The organism is Ningiella ruwaisensis, from assembly GCF_004798935.1.
Lineage (GTDB): Bacteria > Pseudomonadota > Gammaproteobacteria > Enterobacterales > Alteromonadaceae > Glaciecola > Glaciecola ruwaisensis.
Map to the genome: position 1 here is coordinate 68,510 of NZ_RAHT01000006.1, position 16,271 is coordinate 84,780.

Below are 16,271 nucleotides of genomic sequence, written 5' to 3' on the forward strand. Positions count from 1 at the left end.
CTTGAAAGAAAATTATCGGACGCTTAGCTCAGTTGGGAGAGCATCGCCCTTACAAGGCGAGGGTCACTGGTTCAAGCCCAGTAGCGTCCACCACCTTTTCTTCAATTAAATCAATACAATGGACGCTTAGCTCAGTTGGGAGAGCATCGCCCTTACAAGGCGAGGGTCACTGGTTCAAGCCCAGTAGCGTCCACCACCCCTCTTTTTTACACATTATCTGTTATGCATGGCGAGACTGCTTCAATCACACCGTGACGAACCGCAGTAGCGTCCACCACTCCTCTTTTTTACACATTATCAGATATGCATGGCGAGACTGGTTCAATCAAACCGTGACGAACCGCAGTTTCTTAATTTAAAGTCATATTTAGTAAAAATTAACCTGAAATTAATTCAAATTAACTTGAAACATCTACAAAGCTTACTGACTTGGCTTACCCATCTCACAAATAACCATGCTGGATCCGTTGTTCCTCCTCCCCTCCACGTTTTTTTCACTACCAGGTCAACTGGTCTCGTTTTTGCACCCGTGATTTATCCAAAAAGATAATTCAATTTCAGATTATTAATACATTCGACTATTGAATGTTTCTACGAATACTGTCTTAACAAATTGCGTCTTTACAAATTGTGTATTTACGAAAAAAGCGAGGACAACTCTATGTTTATTGAAACGATAAAAACACCCGGTCTTGCGCACTTATCTTATTTTGTCGGCTCAGAAAACAAAGCGTTTGTGATCGATCCACGACGAGATATTAGTCAATACATCAAACTGGCTAAACAAAACGAATGCGATATCACGCATATAATTGAAACACACCGAAATGAAGATTTGCTTAGTGGCGCGCCCATACTGGCAGAAACAGTGAATGCAGAAGTCTTACATGGACCTAACGCCGATGGCGAGGTTGCCTATGCAAAAACCGTTACAGAAGGTTGTCAGATTATAGTTGGAAAGATTTTGCTGGAAATTATAGAAACACCGGGCCATACCAAAGACAGCATCTGCATTTTGCTCTTCGATGAGGATTTCAACCAAGGTCCGGTAGCCATTTTTACGGGCGATACCCTATTTGTAGGCGACGTGGGCAGAACAGACTTTTATCCCGATGAAAGCGAGCATGTTGCAGGCTTGATGTTTGATAGCCTACAAAAAATTAAAAACAAAGCAGCTAATGCACTTATATACCCGGCGCATGGCGCAGGTTCTGTATGTGGCGACGGCATGGCGGAGCGAGAATTTTCAAGTGTTCAGCATGAAGTTGCAAATAATCCGCTTATGGGAATAAGTGAACGTGATGAATTTATTAAGCAAAAAGTTGAAGAGCATCACTATAAGCCCCCCTACTTTTCAAAAATGGAACGCCTTAATCTGGAGGGTGCAAGCGCGCATACTGATTTTTCGTGTGTAGCTTCGCTGACAATTGAAAAGCTTAAAAAACTACAGGCGGATGGCTTTATTTTGGTCGATGTGAGGCCAATTGAGAGTTTTATCGGCGCTCACGTTCCAGGCAGCTACGCCTTACCAATCGATTTTATTACTTCCTACGCAGGTTGGCTATTTTCACCAGACGATAAGATAATCATCATCGGTGATGATCAAAAAATGGCAAGCCTTGCGGCGCTGCACTTCTCACGCATTGGGTTTGATAATGTCAACCACTACTTTTCAGCAAACATGGCAATGCTAGCAGCCAATGGGCATGAGTTCTCGACGCTGAAACTGACCAACGCACAGGAAGTTAGGTCGCTGCTAAAAGAAGATTACAACATTCTTGATGTGCGAAAAGTCAACGAATACGAGGGCGGCCACATCGAAAATAGTGAACATATCTTTTTAGGTCATCTAGCAAAAAAGAAAGATGGTTTGTCTACGAATGCTAAGCTAATTACTATGTGTGCCAGTGGTATGCGAGCAACGATTGCTGCGGCATATTTTCGAGCCAATAAGTTTGACAACGTAAGAGTTTTTCTTGGTTCAATGGGTGCATGGCAAAGCAAGGATTATCCTGTAGTTAATTGATAGTATTACACGGTCAGAAAATAGCTTTGATTTCGGCCGTTCTTTTTCGCAGCGTACAGTGCTCTATCCGCCTCATTGACAATGTCCTTAGAGGAGAGCTGTGCGCTGTTTAGTTGCGTGAAGGTTGCAAAACCAAGACTTAAAGTCAGAAATTCATTTATCTGACTGCCACTATGAGGAATTTTCAGCGATTTAATAGCAGTATGGATTTGTTCTGCGATGACTTTCGCTCCTTCAAGGTCTGTATCGGTCAAAATGCAGATAAATTCTTCGCCTCCATATCGGGCACAAAAATCAGTCTCTCGAGTCATGGTTTGCTGAAGGGTTTTTGCCACACGTTTTAAGCACACATCACCTTCGGTATGTCCATATGCATCATTAAAGGCTTTGAAAAAGTCCACATCCGCCATCACTATACTTAAAGGCAGATTGCTTCTTTTCGCCTGAGCAAGCGCATCAAACAGTCGTATTTCGAAGGCTCGCCTATTTGGTATTCCCGTCAGAGAGTCTTTATAAGACAGTTCTAATAGCACTTTTTCCTGCTTATTCACTTTTCTCACATACTGTGAAAATACTGTCGCCAAATGCGAAATTTCGTCTGAACCGTCAATTGATATTTGTCCTTCACCTTTGTGCCTTGCTGCATCAATTTGCCGAGTCAATGACAAAAGACGCACAACAAAGCGTTTGTAAAGGAACACAAGAATAGAGATGGTTATGAGCGTTGCCAATACACCAAATACAATAGCGAGCTGAGTCTGCTTGGCTATGCGCTTTGAAGCTTCACTAGATGCATTTAAAACGTCTTGGCTCAACAACTCAGTATGATACTCAAGATTACTGGCTAAATCAGAAATAAGACTTCTCACAAAGCTATCTCTGCCTCTTAAACGTCCATTTAAAAGCAAAAGCTCAATCTTCTGCTCAATAATGGCTTCGATTTCAATTATCTCAGGTAAGAACGCTGCCTCTGGCTCGTCGTCTGTTTTAAGCATCTGCGCTGTAATTGCTATTTGTATTTGTTTTAAGTCAAGAGCCAATTGTCTTACACTGCTAAGACGCGATTCTTTTTCAAGCTCAAGAAGGGTAAGAAGAAGATCAGTGAGCTGACGTTTCAAAGGGGCGTCAATACCATTTGATACCGTTCCAGAAACGCTATTTAAAATTGCTTGAGTGAGCTTATTGATATTTGAAGTCAATGTGTTTTGCAAAGACAGTTGTTCTTTAATCAAAGCGTTTAGATCGTTGATTTCATTTGAGATAATATCAACCTGTTTTTTTACAAACGGATCCTTTGAGACATTGTTTTGCGATAAATCATCTAACTGGTCAAACAGTATATTTATCTTATGCATGACCAAGCGTCTGGCGGGCTCATTTTGTGCGCCAGCCAGCATACTGCTTTGAGTAGCCAGCATTTGTATTTTACTGTTAAAAGAGGCAGCGTAAGATAGTTGTGGGATAGCTTGCTCGCTTAACATAGAAAGATTGTCTCGCACATCTAGTAGACGAACCAGGGTAAAACTCGTCACAAAAGCAAACAGAATAAGCACGCTTAATTGCGCATAAATAAAGGTAAAAACGGTTCTTTTCTTTGTTTTATTCATTAATTTTGTTTTGTTGATAATGTAGATTCAGACGAATTATTAGATAAGGCAATATCAACCATTCGCTGATCAATCTTACTTTTGAGCTTGCCTTGGTTAGAAATGGCCCTTACAACCAAGTCAACAATTAGAATGGTTTCAAGCGTTTGCAAATCATTACTCGCCTCGGCTGACCTAAGCGGCCAATAGTTATCCCCTCCAGAGGCTAAATAATCTGTACTTGCCAGCGTATAAGACTCGTCCATCGCTAGTGGACGCCCTTTTATATTGACCTGCACAACGCGTTCTCCAGGCGGTTTTTCACTATCATAAAAAACTTTCATACCTGAGACATGAGGAAAGCCACCTTTCAAATCATCGAGATTAGCCAATCCGGCTTCAAGTGTTTGCCGAATTTCTTCGCCGTTTACCTTTAACACTCGTAATCGCGACCTGAAAGGTAGTTCACTGGCAATATCTTTACGTAAAATGAGCGTGTTATCCGTATAATATTTATCCCCTCGTATGCTACCACCATTTAAAATTGCAATGTCAGTGTCGGCAAAAAACTTCATAGCATCAGCGATGTAATTGGCAAAAGCGTTCTCGCCTCCTCTGACGTCCTCACGTCTTGTTGAGTAATCTCCGTGCCATTTGCCTATAGGCTCATTGAGAAGCCCTGCTAATCGAGATTGATAATTGACAACCAGCTTTGCGGTTTCATCGTCAGCAGCCAAGCTGTTAAGATCAATGGATTCGACGTCAATCAATTTAAATGTTTCTTCAAACGCAAACTGGGCTTTTAAGGCTCTTCCGGGCTCATCTAACAGCAAAATTTTAGGATGTTCCGTAACTTCTTTACGATACTGTGCCTGCAGACGCGTATCAGAAAGAAAAGCCAAATTTATCATGCCGCTATCAACCATCTCAGGAACAAAGTCAAAAGGAAATGAATAATGAAGCAGCACAATATCAGCACCCATTTTTCTGAGTTTGTATGATGCCTGTTTCAGACTTTCCTCAGGCGGTTGAACCCGAATATTAGTGACGAGATACTCTTCATTTAAGCGTGAATTGATAATTGAAATAAAGCCTAATGAGATGCCGTTTTTTTCAATCAACGCGAGGCTCTGAAGTCCATCTGGCGTTTCGTCTATCCTCAAATCCTTAATATTACTTGTCACAATAGGAAAAGCGGACTCATAGGCTCTTAAGGATAACTCATCAGTAAGATAACTAAACTCCCGCTTGGTCACGCCCATTACATCTGGCTCAAGTGTGTTTAATATATCAATAATGTGAGAGCCTTTGTCGAAAGCTGACATGGCGCTGGGTCCAAGCGAACCACCTCCGAACACAAAAAAAGTCTGCTCGCCTGATGTTTGGGAAACATTTTTGATCAATGTCTTTAACTGAGGATATTTACCGTATCTTGTATCAAAAATGTCTGGCATGTCAGCAGCAAATATAATCGTGCCTGTACTTGCCTGTGATACTTGATTCACTTGAAATAGTGCGCAGATCACAACAAGTAAAATACCAACAATACCTTTATATTTCATTAAGCGCTTCCTCTGTTTCCTTTTTAACGGCCAGGCACATAAAACAATGAATAAAACATCAAAGCATCTTTTCTCTAATTTTAACGCCAACGGTTATAATTCTATTATCCAGCATCTCTCTAACACTGAGCTCAAGATTATCAAGTTTTACGCTTTTGCCGACTTCAATACCATCAGACAAGGTCAACTTTATCAGTTCTTCCAGCGTTTCGTCGCTTGGTAACACTATTTGCACATTATACGAATGCGAAAGATCTGCAACTTTCGTACTTGCTTTTACCTGTAGTTCTTTTAATAAAATTTGACGGTGTTTTTTCTTGGATTTTGCTGAAAATACACTATCTACAAACGGCCTGTTAGCTGGCTTAAGTACAATGAATAAATGATCACCCGCCTGTAAAAGCGTCGAGCCTCGTGGTGCGATAATTTTACTATCGCGCGTTATCATGGCGACCACTGCACTTTCTGGCAAAGCAAGTTGTGCCAAACGTCGCCCAATAGCCCGAGACTTCTCATTCAGAACAAATTCCACGATGTCAGCATCAACATCTTTTAAAGACATAATCTCTAAAGTAGCGGCTGAGCTTGCAGGCGGCGGCAAGGTTAACTTTAAGCTTCTCGCCATAAGCGCCAAAGTAGAACCTTGCACAGTTGCGGAAATCAACACAACGAAGAACACCACATTAAAAATCAAGGCTGCTCCAGGCAGACCAAAGATATATGGGAATATTGCTAGAATAATGGGGACTGAGCCTCGCAAACCCACCCAAGAGATTAAGCTTATCTCTCTCCATTTAAAGCCAAACAAGGCAAGGATCGGACTTACGGCTAAAGGCCTTGCGATAAAAATTAACACCAGCGCAATGACAAGTCCTTCTAACCAGACATCGACAAGAGAAGATGGTGTAATTAATAGTCCTAAAACAACAAACATAGTTATTTGGCTCAGCCAGGCTAAACCATCATGGAACAAAAAGGTGTTTTTTCGGGCGACAAATCGGCTATTACCAATAACAGTACCGCTTATAAACACTGCTAAAAAGCCGCTTCCGCCTACATAAGCTGTTATTCCAAACGATAGTAAGCCACACGCTGAAACCAACACCGGGTATAAACCAGCGGCCGAAAGTTCGACTTTATTAATAAGCTTGACCGAAAGCCAACCGATAAGCACACCGAAAAATGCACCAAAGCCCATTTGAGAAGCAAATAAGGCCAACAATTGAACGCCCGGCTTCATGTCGTTGACTAAAATTTCCAATAAACCGACCGTCAGGAATATTGCCATCGGGTCGTTTGACGCACTTTCAATCTCAAGCGTTGATTTAAGCTTTTTCTCTAAATGAATACCAGCATTTCGTAGCAGGGAAAATACGGCAGCAGCGTCAGTGGAACCAACGATTGCGCCAATTAACATACCGTGCAACAAAGGAAGATTAAGAATATGGGCAGCGGCAACTCCAGTGATAGCACCCGTAATTAATACACCGAAGGTTGCTAGCGCAGAGGCGGGCTTCCACACCTTTTTTATTGATTTGAAAGGCGTCTGCAAGCCGCCGTCAAAGAGTATCATGGCAAGCGCGAGGGTGCCTAATGCATGAGCAGCTTCAGCATTGTCAAACATAATCCCGCCTGGGCCATCCTCACCAGCTAGCATGCCAACCAGCAAAAACAGAACAAGAACAGGCAGACCAACCCTAGCCGATAATTGACTTGATAAGATGCCAAGTAAAATAAGAACGGCAGCAAGTAAAATAAGTTGGTCTATTAAAAACATTTAGTGCTCGCCTGTAATATGTGAAATCATTTTTCCTAAAACTCGTTTTGATAAAGAGGTGCAATCAAGCCGCAGTAGTGACTGCTATGATTAAGACAATGATAAGAAATATGCGCATGAAGCCTTCGGCAATATATCTACTGACTAATTCATTTATTAAAGAGGCGAATAAATTAAAAACAATATAGCCTTACTATGCGCTATGAATTAATTTGGTCAAGTCGACTTTCGAATTATTGACTTTAGTTTTTGAAAGCCTTTAAAACCAGAGTAATCTCATTTAACAGATATGACTAAAGTGCCTATAAGCTATTCCTGACATTTTCGAGCTATTTTTACATTAATTGCTTAGTATTCATTTAGTTAGTGCCTCCGGGAATTTTATTCTCATGTCGATATTTTTTACAAATCAGGCTTTATGATTTTTAACCTACTGATTTTAAATCAGTTTATTAAAGGCACATTTTATGCAAATGGACTAATTGATGTTTAAAATCACACTAATTGCGAAACGTGTGACAATTCCGAAATCGCAATACCTCTATGTATTCGCTTTGACAAGGAGAAGTAGTATGTCAACAAATTTAGATTTTGATCACCTTAGCGAACTCTATAAGACCGACCCACAAGCGTTTGAACAGCTAAGAAAACGTGAAATTGAAAAACTAATTTCTAAGGCACCTGAAAAATCGCAGCGGCGTCTGAGGGGACTTCAATTCCAGATAGATGCAAAACGGCAAATCAACAAAGACAAACCTTATCGCGCCTATATGGAAATTAGCAAAATGATGCACGAATCATTCAACAAGCTTAATCATGAGCTTAATCAGTTTTGCGGGCGTAGGTCTTATTATCGAGAGTAACTGGAACATTGATTAACTAGTTATAGTTTGGTATTTTGAATTTTAAAAACTTTACGAAAACAGTTTCTACGAGCCCCGCTAGTAATAATAATTTTCTCACATTTATAAGAGCCGTTGTGCCTACAAGACTTCCTGCATGCTAGAATTTGATAAAAGTTTATTGCCGCCTCCACAATTTCAAATAATGAAATACACTGCGCGGAATTTCATTAGTATAGGACGACAACACCTTGAAGCATTTATAAATGAAGCTGGATTAACACCAGAATCTCATGTCCTTGAAATTGGGGCGGGAAACGGACGTATTGCCAGCGCTGTTGTCCCTTTTTTAAGAAATGGTAGTTATACCGGCGTAGATATCATGAAGCCGTTTATTAAATGGCTCAAATCAACTTATCACAAATATCCGAATGCTCGCTTTGAACACATCAATGTTTTCAATAAAGCGTACAATAAATTTAGCTTCAGGAAAGCAAAAAATTATAAGTTTAAATACAAAGAAGCTTCTTTTGACTTTATTTACCTCACATCGGTGTTTACCCATATGCATAGTGAAGATATTGACAATTATTTGTCAGAAATCAGCCGCATGCTCAAACCGGGTGGTAAGTGCTTTATTACCTACTTTCTGATTGATGAAGCCACGATAAAATTGATCGATCAAGGCAAAAGCAAAAGAGCATTTAAGCTATATCGAGAAAATTCTTATACAGATAATCCTAAAAATCCTGAAGTAGCAATCGCGTTTAACAAAGATTTTGTCGAGGGGCTATATAAAAAGCATCGACTCTCGATTGAAGATCTTTACTTGGGAAGATGGCGAAATCCATTGGAGCTAAAAAAGCTAACATCAAATCAGGACCATATTATTGCTGTAAAGAATGCAGGATAAAACTAAATTTTTCCTCTCAATTTGCCGATAGAGAAATATTGCTTTTAAATACGCAAACACGGGTTGCATTCAGATGCATTATTTCAAAAAGTCTTATAAGGTTTTAAACGGCTTTACGCTAATCGAACTTATCATTGTAATTGTAATTCTTGGTATCTTGGCTACGGTGGCCGCTCCACGATTTATTGATATGAAAAGCGATGCCACCATTGCGGTGCTCAATTCCGTTGAAGCTGACCTTAAGCAGGTTAGCCAAATGGTTTACGCCAAAGCACTTATCGATGGCCTGAACAAGGGTGAACAATCGCTAAGCGTTGATGCCGGTATAAATATCAATATTGTGAATGGTTACCCGAAAGCGCACTGGGATGAAACACTCAGACATATTATAGACAGAGGGGTTTATAACTCATGGGGCGTATCAGACAATTGCGACAAGCCCCTTTGCGGAGCCGGCAACACTAGTTCAATTACTATCGATGGAGGTATTGTGCTGACCGGGCTTGCCGCTGTGATTTGGCCTGAAGGATACGCAATTGACGATTTATGCAGCGTACACTATGTCAATCTGAACGACAGTGACACCCCACTTATCGGTAAATCCACTTCTGGGTGTTGAGACCTTCGATCGCTGACGACTGTTCATGTTATACTTAAGTCATGAGTTTCGTTAGCTTCTGAGGCAACATGAACATCTTTCTCGACTTGTCTGGCAACTTTATCGCTTTATTCATTGAGTCAGCGCCATGGTTACTGCTCGGCTTACTCGTCGCAGGGATTATGCATGAGCTTGTGCCAGTTTCTTTGCTGAATCGACACATGGGTACAGATTCACTTAGCGCGATTGGAAAAGCTGCAGTTATTGGGGCGCCTTTGCCTTTATGTTCCTGCGGCGTCATTCCTGCGGCTTTAGGCTTAAGACGCAGCGGGGTAAGTAAATCGTCGACGATTTCGTTTTTAGTGGCAACGCCTGAAACAGGTGTTGATTCAGTGTCCGTTTCTTATGCCTTACTAGGGCCAGTGTTTGCAATAGTCCGCCCCTTTGCTGCAATCTTTAGTGCAATTTACGCAGGCTTGTTAGTCAAGTTTTTGGGTGACGAAAGCCCACATCAGTCTCTCACTGAGACATCTTGTTGCGCTAATAAAGCCAAAACCGTTTCTTCTTGTTGCGAAAGTCATACTGAAAAAACGCAATCGATTCTAACCAAAACTAAAGACGTATTGAGTTTTTCTGCCGGTAAACTGCTTAAAGATATCACGGTATGGTTATTAATCGGCTTGGGTATGGCAGCGATAATTAAGACCTTCGTTCCAACAGACTTTTTAAGTAGTTGGGGTGATGGATTTCTTGCCATGTTGATTATGGCATTAATTGGCATTCCAATGTATATCTGCGCAACCGCTTCCACGCCTATAGCACTCGGTTTTTTGGCCGCGGGTGTATCACCGGGCGCCATACTTGTATTTATGCTTGCAGGCCCGGCAACAAATGTTTCTACAATGGGTATGATCAGCAAAGAAATGGGCAAACGCACGCTCATGCTTTATCTATTTGCGGTAATAAGCTCAAGTATTGGTCTAGGTTATTTACTCAATTGGGGCTTTAGTACCTTCGAATGGACCTTACCAAACACCTTGCCACATGCACATGAGCATTCATCTTTGCAGGGGATATATACAGCGAGCGCGATTATACTTGCCATTTTAATGTTAAAAAACCAGTTGTCGGCATCACTGAGCTGGATGAAAAAGCAAGAAGTACATCAAGGCTAAAATCCTTTAGCCTTGATGTTTTTATCACGTAAAAAGATGTGAATTTAGGTACAAGTGCAGGACAACACCGCTTGCATAGCCAAGTGCTATGACTGGCGTCCATTTTAAATGGCTCATAAAGGTATAATAACCTCTGGCTTGCCCCATTAAAGCAACGCCTGCAGCCGAACCTATCGACAGCAAACTACCGCCAATACCTGCCGTTAGCGTAATCAACAACCACTGACCGTGAGACATTTCTGGCATCATGGTTAACACGGCAAACATGACTGGAATGTTATCAATTACTGCAGAAATAACGCCCAGAGTTATATTGGCAGCCGTGGCGTTCCAACCGTTGTACAGCACATCTGACATAATCGACAGATAGCCTATAAAGCCAAGTCCGCCTACACACATGACTACCCCGTAGAAAAACAGTAAGGTGTCCCATTCTGCACGAGAAACACGACTGAAAACGTCAAACGGAACTACAGAACCTAATCGATTTAACTTCTCCAGGTCCCCTTCCCGTTCTGCCATCGCTCGCTTGCGTGCCAAAGAGCCCGGCAGTGTGACACGTAAAAAATAGCCAAAAAACTGTAAGTATCCTAATCCCATCATCATGCCTAACACCGGTGGCAGTCCAAACGCCGTTTTAAGTGCTACAGCTGTCGCAATGGTCAGTAAAAATAGAAGTAATATTCGGATAGCGCCGCGTTTGAGTTCTACTTCCTCACCAGCGTTGTGCGGCTTTTTATTCTCAAGAAAAAATGACATGGCAAGCGCCGGAACCAAATACGAAGCAGCTGCGGGGAAAAACAGCGCCAAAAATTCTGTAAACTCCACCACATTAGCCTGCCAAACCATCAGAGTAGTAATATCACCAAAGGGACTAAAGGCACCGCCAGCATTTGCTGCAACGACGATATTCACGCAGCTCACAGCAATGAATTTTTTATCACCATTAGCCACTTTCATCACTACCGCACATAGCAAAAGTGCCGTTGTTAGGTTATCTGCAATTGGAGAGATAAAAAACGCCAGGGCACCGCTAATCCAAAATAATTGCCGGTAGCTAAATCCTTTTTCAACCATCCACTCTCGTAAACCATCAAAAAGTCGTCTTTCTTCCAAGGCATTGATATAAGTCATCGCAACCAGCAAAAACAACATAAGCTCCGCAAACTCAAGCAGTGCATGGCGAAATGCCTCAGTGCTTTGCTCAGACAAACCCAATGAAGAATATTGCCAGGCAATAATTGTCCAGATAAGTCCCGCAGCAACTAAAACAGGTTTTGATTTTGCTAAATGCAATTTTTCTTCGAGGATCACAAGAATGTAAGCAAAAACAAAAATTGCAATACATACTAAGCTTGCTGTGGTGTGCGTAATATCGTACGAACCTGCGGAAGCCAAAACCTCTGGGCTAATGAGTAAAAATATAAGACATAAAGTGCTTAATAGACCGTTTTTGATAAACATGCGCTGCTTTTCCGCTTTGCTGATTAAAAGACTCACTTAAAAAAGCGCGAGATGATAACTTAATTTTTTTTCACCGTGCTTTTACTTTATCAAAGCGACTAACGTGCAGTTTGAAAGGATAAGGTTAGAACTGTTTTAACTTGCTTTGCTAACTCGCTTTAAGATGGTCGCGAGAATACGCTTCACGCCTTTGCTTATCAAGCGTGACTTTAGTCTGATAAGTCATATGACGATAATTCATACAATTTATTAAGCTGCGCTTCGCGACTTGTGTTAATGCACGTAAAGATGTCCAGCCAGTCCTACCATAAAACCGCCAAGTGGCCCGCTAAGTCCATCTAGAAGCGAAAGAAATGTTTCAATCAACATGCTTTGTAAGATCTAGGATGTCATCATTTTTCAAGTATTGAATGCAAACGGTTTCGCGCCTCATCAATGTTACCTATGTTGGACGCTATCCAAGCCGCATCGTAGTAAGTATCTAAATAGCGCTCGCCGCTATCGCACAGCAAGGTGACGATACTTCCTTTTAAGCCTGCTTTTTCCATGTTTAATGCTTTTGTTATCGCGCCAAAAACATTTGTACCCGTACTTGGACCGACCTTGCGCCCTAACACCGACTCAAGATAGAGCATCGTTGCAACACTTAGTGTATCGGGGACATGCTGCATTTCGTCAATCACTGAAGCGATAAACGATGGCTCTACTCGAGGGCGCCCTATCCCTTCAATTCTGCTACCTTTAGTGGTAATGCCAGCATCGTTATTTTGAAAATACGGAAAAAATGCTGAGTCATCTGGGTCAACGACAAGGAGTTTTGTATCGTATCCTTTATACCGAATATATCGCCCTATGGTTGCACTTGTTCCTCCAGTACCTGCACTCATAACAATCCACTCAGGAATAGGAAACGTTTCTTTTTCCATTTGTGAAAAAATGCTGCTCGCAATATTGTTATTGCCTCGCCAGTCTGTGGCTCGTTCTGCATAGACAAACTGATTCATGTAATGACCGTTTAATGCGTGGGCAAGCTTTTCAGATTCTTCATAAATCTGCTGAGTGTGCTCTACAAAGTGACACTGGCCGCCATAAAACTCAATCTGTTTGATTTTACTTTTGGCAGTACTTTTGGGCATCACCGCAATAAAGGTTAAGCCCAAGAGTTTAGCAAAATATGCTTCCGATACGGCCGTACTCCCTGAGGAACTTTCAATAATTGGCGTGTCAGGACCAATCCAGCCACTAATCAGCGCATGTAAATACAAAGAGCGAGCTAATCGGTGCTTTAAGCTACCTGAGGGGTGAATACTTTCATCTTTTAAATACAAATCCACATTTTTAAACGCTGAGAGTTCCAATTTGATTAAATGCGTATCTGCACTGCGTTGAAAGTCTGCCTGAATTTTAGTTAATGACTGCTTGACCCACTCTCGTGACATATGATTTTATTTTAACCCTTGTTTTTTATTCACGTTAGCAGTTTTCCTTCGTTTTTAAAATGTCGAATACTCACCTCTTTTGTAAAAGCTAAGCTTGGCTTTTGGCCTACAATCTCTTCCTAATATTACCTTATTGACAATACTGAGAGTGAGTGATAGCTTAACATTTCCGGCAAAATCAAAGAGTTACACCAATAATAATTCATTCACTAGGGCAGGAAACGCATGAAATTGATTAAAGGTATATATTTGGCATTTGGTCTTGGAGTTATTGCGACTATAGGCTTTGCAAGCGACGCTCAAGACAGAAAACTCAAAGCCAATTTGAGTTTAAAAGAAAATCAGAATATCCAATTAAAAGCAGAGCAACTGGGCGTTGATATAGGGCTCTACCGTAAATTAGGGGTGATTGCCAGAGGATACGATAACTTGTCAGTATTTGAAAATACTACCGACATCAGAAACCACCCTGCCAGTTTGCAAATAAACCAACTACAGGCAAGTTTTCAGGATATACCATTGGTTTTGAGAGATGAATATTCTTCACTGTTGCGTGCCAATTACGCCGAAATTGCGAGTCAATTGGGGCTTGACGAAAAGCAGTTTTATACCTTGCTAATCAATTATATTATTTTAAACGGAGAGCCAATTGAGCAGACGGATCCTGAGTCATTAAATGGACCTTCCCTCTCACAGCCTGATTTGCTGAATATGAACGATGATGACGAGGATGAACCACAAGACGAAGAAGTGGTTGAAGTGATAACCGTGACGGCAAATGATCTTAATGCACTGCGAAGTGGTGGTCACGCCGGCATGTTTAATCGTCTGCACCGAAATGCTTATAATCGCTGGGGAGGTTCTGGCCGAGGAACCACGCTAGCGGTATTTTCAGGTGGTAGCTTCACTATTTTTCGTTATTACCATTATGACAGCAACTGGACAACTACCGGTTGGAGTACGTGTATAGGAATGTGCGCTCCAGCCTCAATTGACGGTTGATAATGAATTTATAGTCATGTTCAAGCATTTGCATGACTTCAATTAAAACAAATGCTTGGTAAATCGGAGAACTACCCTTTCTGATTTACCAGGCCTTTACAGTAATGGCACTTAGCACTTAGCACTTAGCTCATAGCAAAAAAATTGATTAACATATTCAAGTTAGTGACTTTTCATTACGTAGACTAAAGTGAGCCACTTCGATTTCTTCAACTTCAACATGCACCCAATTAATGCCAAGAATAAATTCCTTTTCAACAAGTCCAAGTAAACGTTTTAAAAAAGCATAGGCGCTTTGTCTGTCGGCTACAGGAACGCTGACTTCTATTTTCATTCCATCTTCTACGCATCCTTGGGAGTAGGCAGACTTAAATTCACTGCCATCCTCAGCCCAAACACCATCTATGGGATTGCAACAAGCACCAGCAAACTGTTCACTTAACTTGGGTGCTATAAATTTCAGTACCGCTGAATAATCAAGTCCGCTAGCAGCAAAAATAAATGTGTACCGGACTCGCCGGTTGTTTTGCATATCCTTAAGATTGTTTGTCATGTAATTTAAATTCTCATTTACTCGTGGTTTCGGTAAAAATAAAGCGTCAGGATAACTACTACAATGATCGTTATATTCAAAATATTTTCTGTCGCTACGAGCTGGAAAATATCCAAAATACCGTAGGTTTTATCGTGATCACTATCAGCGTGTAAACTCGCTAAATCGACAACCAATCCCAGCAAAGACAGAGCACCTAAAAAAGCCAAAAGCGTTTGTATAGCCCGATTTTGTCGAGAAAACTGTTCGTTCATCAAACGATTTAAGCGTTGCTGAATCAGATTAGATAACTGCTCTATGCGCGATTGTTGCTCAGAGAACTGCCATGCATGCTCAAACTGCTGAAAAAGCAAACGACGTTTGCCTTGCATGCCCGCGCCAGCGGCTGAATATTGAATGCCAATGAACTCAATATGATCATTTCGTTGTTGATGTAAACAGAGATCATTTCGAATCTCTTTTGTTACTGATGCGTCAAAATAAGCCGCATTAAAATTTCGCAGTGTATTTTTTAAAATCTCTTCAACTCTTGCCATTAAGGCTGCATGGAACTGGCTCAAAACCATTACCCTGTGAACATCGACAATATCTTGCGCATTTAAAATCAGCGAATTTCCTGAGCCGAGCAAGAGCATGTCTGAAGATTCATCGATATTCTCAAGCCACTGCTTATATTTGTCCATTTCACATTGCTTATCTTTTAAAATTGCACGAGCCACCCAAAGCGGTTTGGCACTGACCAAATCTTTTCTGTCATCCTTAAAAAAGGTGTATTTAGCTGGCGCTATCAGTTTGCTCCCCCCCTTATAAGCGTAAAGCGACTCGCAAATGGGCGAAATGTAACGTTTCGATAATGCTTCCACGCGCGCTGAAATAGCAGCGTCGTCCACAAGCTTGGTCTTGTTTGCATTGACAGCAGATTGTGGCAAATAAAAATGAATAAACAGTACGGCCAAACAATTATCAAAACAATAAAGTTGCGCTTTTTTAACATCATCCTCCTGTTCTAATTCACAAAGCGTAATTGTAGCGGCGACTTGATACAGCACCGGCAAATTATCATGAGAGAGGCTTCCGTAACCTACCGGCCATGGGTTGTCCTCAACTTTGTTAGAACCATTTACCAAGGTTTTGATCAGTCTGAAACGCTCACTTTTTTCACTTAACAGTTCTGATTGCCAGTTAAGTGGCAAGCATATTGGCGCGTAGGTGTATAGATTCAAAATGTTTCCATCATAGCTTTTTACGTACAACAGATTTAAGTGTACGAGTAAGCCTTCTTTAAATAAACCTTTAAAGCCGAATTGCATGGTGGTAATCACGGTATTTTAAGT

General features: G+C 41.2%; 13 protein-coding genes and 2 tRNA genes. 8 read left to right on the plus strand and 7 right to left on the minus strand.

Features of this window, described 5'->3' with window-relative positions:
* Nucleotides 1-17 precede the first annotated feature (17 nt).
* From D6V41_RS12940 to D6V41_RS12950, 3 genes are all read left to right on the plus strand, one after another.
* A tRNA-Val gene (locus D6V41_RS12940) sits at nucleotides 18-93 on the plus strand.
* A gap of 27 nt (nucleotides 94-120) precedes the next feature.
* Nucleotides 121-196: transfer RNA gene (locus D6V41_RS12945), tRNA-Val, on the plus strand.
* A gap of 465 nt (nucleotides 197-661) precedes the next feature.
* On the plus strand, nucleotides 662-2,026 hold the full coding sequence (locus D6V41_RS12950) for an MBL fold metallo-hydrolase (protein ID WP_136251954.1): 1,365 nt from the start codon (nucleotides 662-664) through the stop codon (nucleotides 2,024-2,026).
* Between the two features lie 5 nt (nucleotides 2,027-2,031).
* Here the strand turns inward: D6V41_RS12950 and D6V41_RS12955 are convergent, their stop codons facing one another.
* From D6V41_RS12955 to D6V41_RS12965, 3 genes are read right to left on the minus strand one after another with little or no spacing between them, the layout of a single operon-like run.
* The gene (locus D6V41_RS12955) at nucleotides 2,032-3,633 is read right to left on the minus strand and encodes a diguanylate cyclase (RefSeq protein WP_136251955.1); all 1,602 of its coding nucleotides are present in this window, start codon (nucleotides 3,631-3,633) and stop codon (nucleotides 2,032-2,034) included.
* Entirely contained in the window at nucleotides 3,633-5,174 is a 1,542-nt protein-coding gene (locus D6V41_RS12960) for a bifunctional metallophosphatase/5'-nucleotidase (RefSeq protein ID WP_136251956.1), read from the minus strand. Before D6V41_RS12960 ends, D6V41_RS12955 begins: the two co-directional genes overlap by 1 nt.
* A 58-nt stretch (nucleotides 5,175-5,232) precedes the next feature.
* Nucleotides 5,233-6,951 (minus strand): potassium/proton antiporter, encoded by a 1,719-nt coding sequence (locus D6V41_RS12965; protein WP_136251957.1) that lies wholly within the window; start codon nucleotides 6,949-6,951, stop codon nucleotides 5,233-5,235.
* Nucleotides 6,952-7,523: 572 nt separating this feature from the next.
* Here D6V41_RS12965 and D6V41_RS12970 point away from each other — a divergent pair.
* The 4 genes from D6V41_RS12970 to D6V41_RS12985 all read left to right on the plus strand — a co-directional run bounded on the left by D6V41_RS12970 (nucleotide 7,524) and on the right by D6V41_RS12985 (nucleotide 10,479).
* Nucleotides 7,524-7,814 (plus strand): DUF3135 domain-containing protein, encoded by a 291-nt coding sequence (locus D6V41_RS12970; RefSeq protein WP_168711033.1) that lies wholly within the window; start codon nucleotides 7,524-7,526, stop codon nucleotides 7,812-7,814.
* A 136-nt stretch (nucleotides 7,815-7,950) separates the two neighbouring features.
* Nucleotides 7,951-8,706 carry a class I SAM-dependent methyltransferase gene (locus D6V41_RS12975; protein WP_136251959.1) on the plus strand — a complete coding sequence of 252 codons (756 nt, stop codon included), beginning with the start codon at nucleotides 7,951-7,953 and terminating at the stop codon, nucleotides 8,704-8,706.
* 73 nt (nucleotides 8,707-8,779) lie between these two features.
* A complete protein-coding gene (locus D6V41_RS18475) occupies nucleotides 8,780-9,325 on the plus strand; it encodes a prepilin-type N-terminal cleavage/methylation domain-containing protein (RefSeq protein WP_136251960.1) in 546 nt (181 codons plus the stop codon).
* A 68-nt stretch (nucleotides 9,326-9,393) separates the two neighbouring features.
* Entirely contained in the window at nucleotides 9,394-10,479 is a 1,086-nt protein-coding gene (locus tag D6V41_RS12985) for an SO_0444 family Cu/Zn efflux transporter (RefSeq protein WP_136251961.1), read from the plus strand.
* A gap of 24 nt (nucleotides 10,480-10,503) precedes the next feature.
* Here the strand turns inward: D6V41_RS12985 and nhaD are convergent, their stop codons facing one another.
* Both nhaD and D6V41_RS12995 read right to left on the minus strand, forming a co-directional pair.
* The gene (nhaD, locus tag D6V41_RS12990) at nucleotides 10,504-11,943 is read right to left on the minus strand and encodes a sodium:proton antiporter NhaD (RefSeq protein WP_136251962.1); all 1,440 of its coding nucleotides are present in this window, start codon (nucleotides 11,941-11,943) and stop codon (nucleotides 10,504-10,506) included.
* A gap of 392 nt (nucleotides 11,944-12,335) precedes the next feature.
* Nucleotides 12,336-13,382 (minus strand): PLP-dependent cysteine synthase family protein, encoded by a 1,047-nt coding sequence (locus D6V41_RS12995; RefSeq protein ID WP_136251963.1) that lies wholly within the window; start codon nucleotides 13,380-13,382, stop codon nucleotides 12,336-12,338.
* Nucleotides 13,383-13,607: 225 nt separating this feature from the next.
* Between D6V41_RS12995 and D6V41_RS13000 the strand changes: the two genes are divergently transcribed.
* The gene (locus D6V41_RS13000) at nucleotides 13,608-14,384 is read left to right on the plus strand and encodes a hypothetical protein (RefSeq protein ID WP_136251964.1); all 777 of its coding nucleotides are present in this window, start codon (nucleotides 13,608-13,610) and stop codon (nucleotides 14,382-14,384) included.
* Between the two features lie 157 nt (nucleotides 14,385-14,541).
* On the opposite strand, the gene D6V41_RS13005 is transcribed toward D6V41_RS13000, so the two are convergent.
* Nucleotides 14,542-14,937, minus strand: coding sequence for a hypothetical protein (locus D6V41_RS13005; protein WP_136251965.1), 396 nt, complete (start codon nucleotides 14,935-14,937; stop codon nucleotides 14,542-14,544).
* 17 nt (nucleotides 14,938-14,954) lie between these two features.
* Complete coding sequence (locus D6V41_RS13010; RefSeq protein ID WP_136251966.1) at nucleotides 14,955-16,160, minus strand: hypothetical protein; 1,206 nt, start codon at nucleotides 16,158-16,160, stop codon at nucleotides 14,955-14,957.
* Between the last annotated feature and the right edge of the window lie 111 nt (nucleotides 16,161-16,271).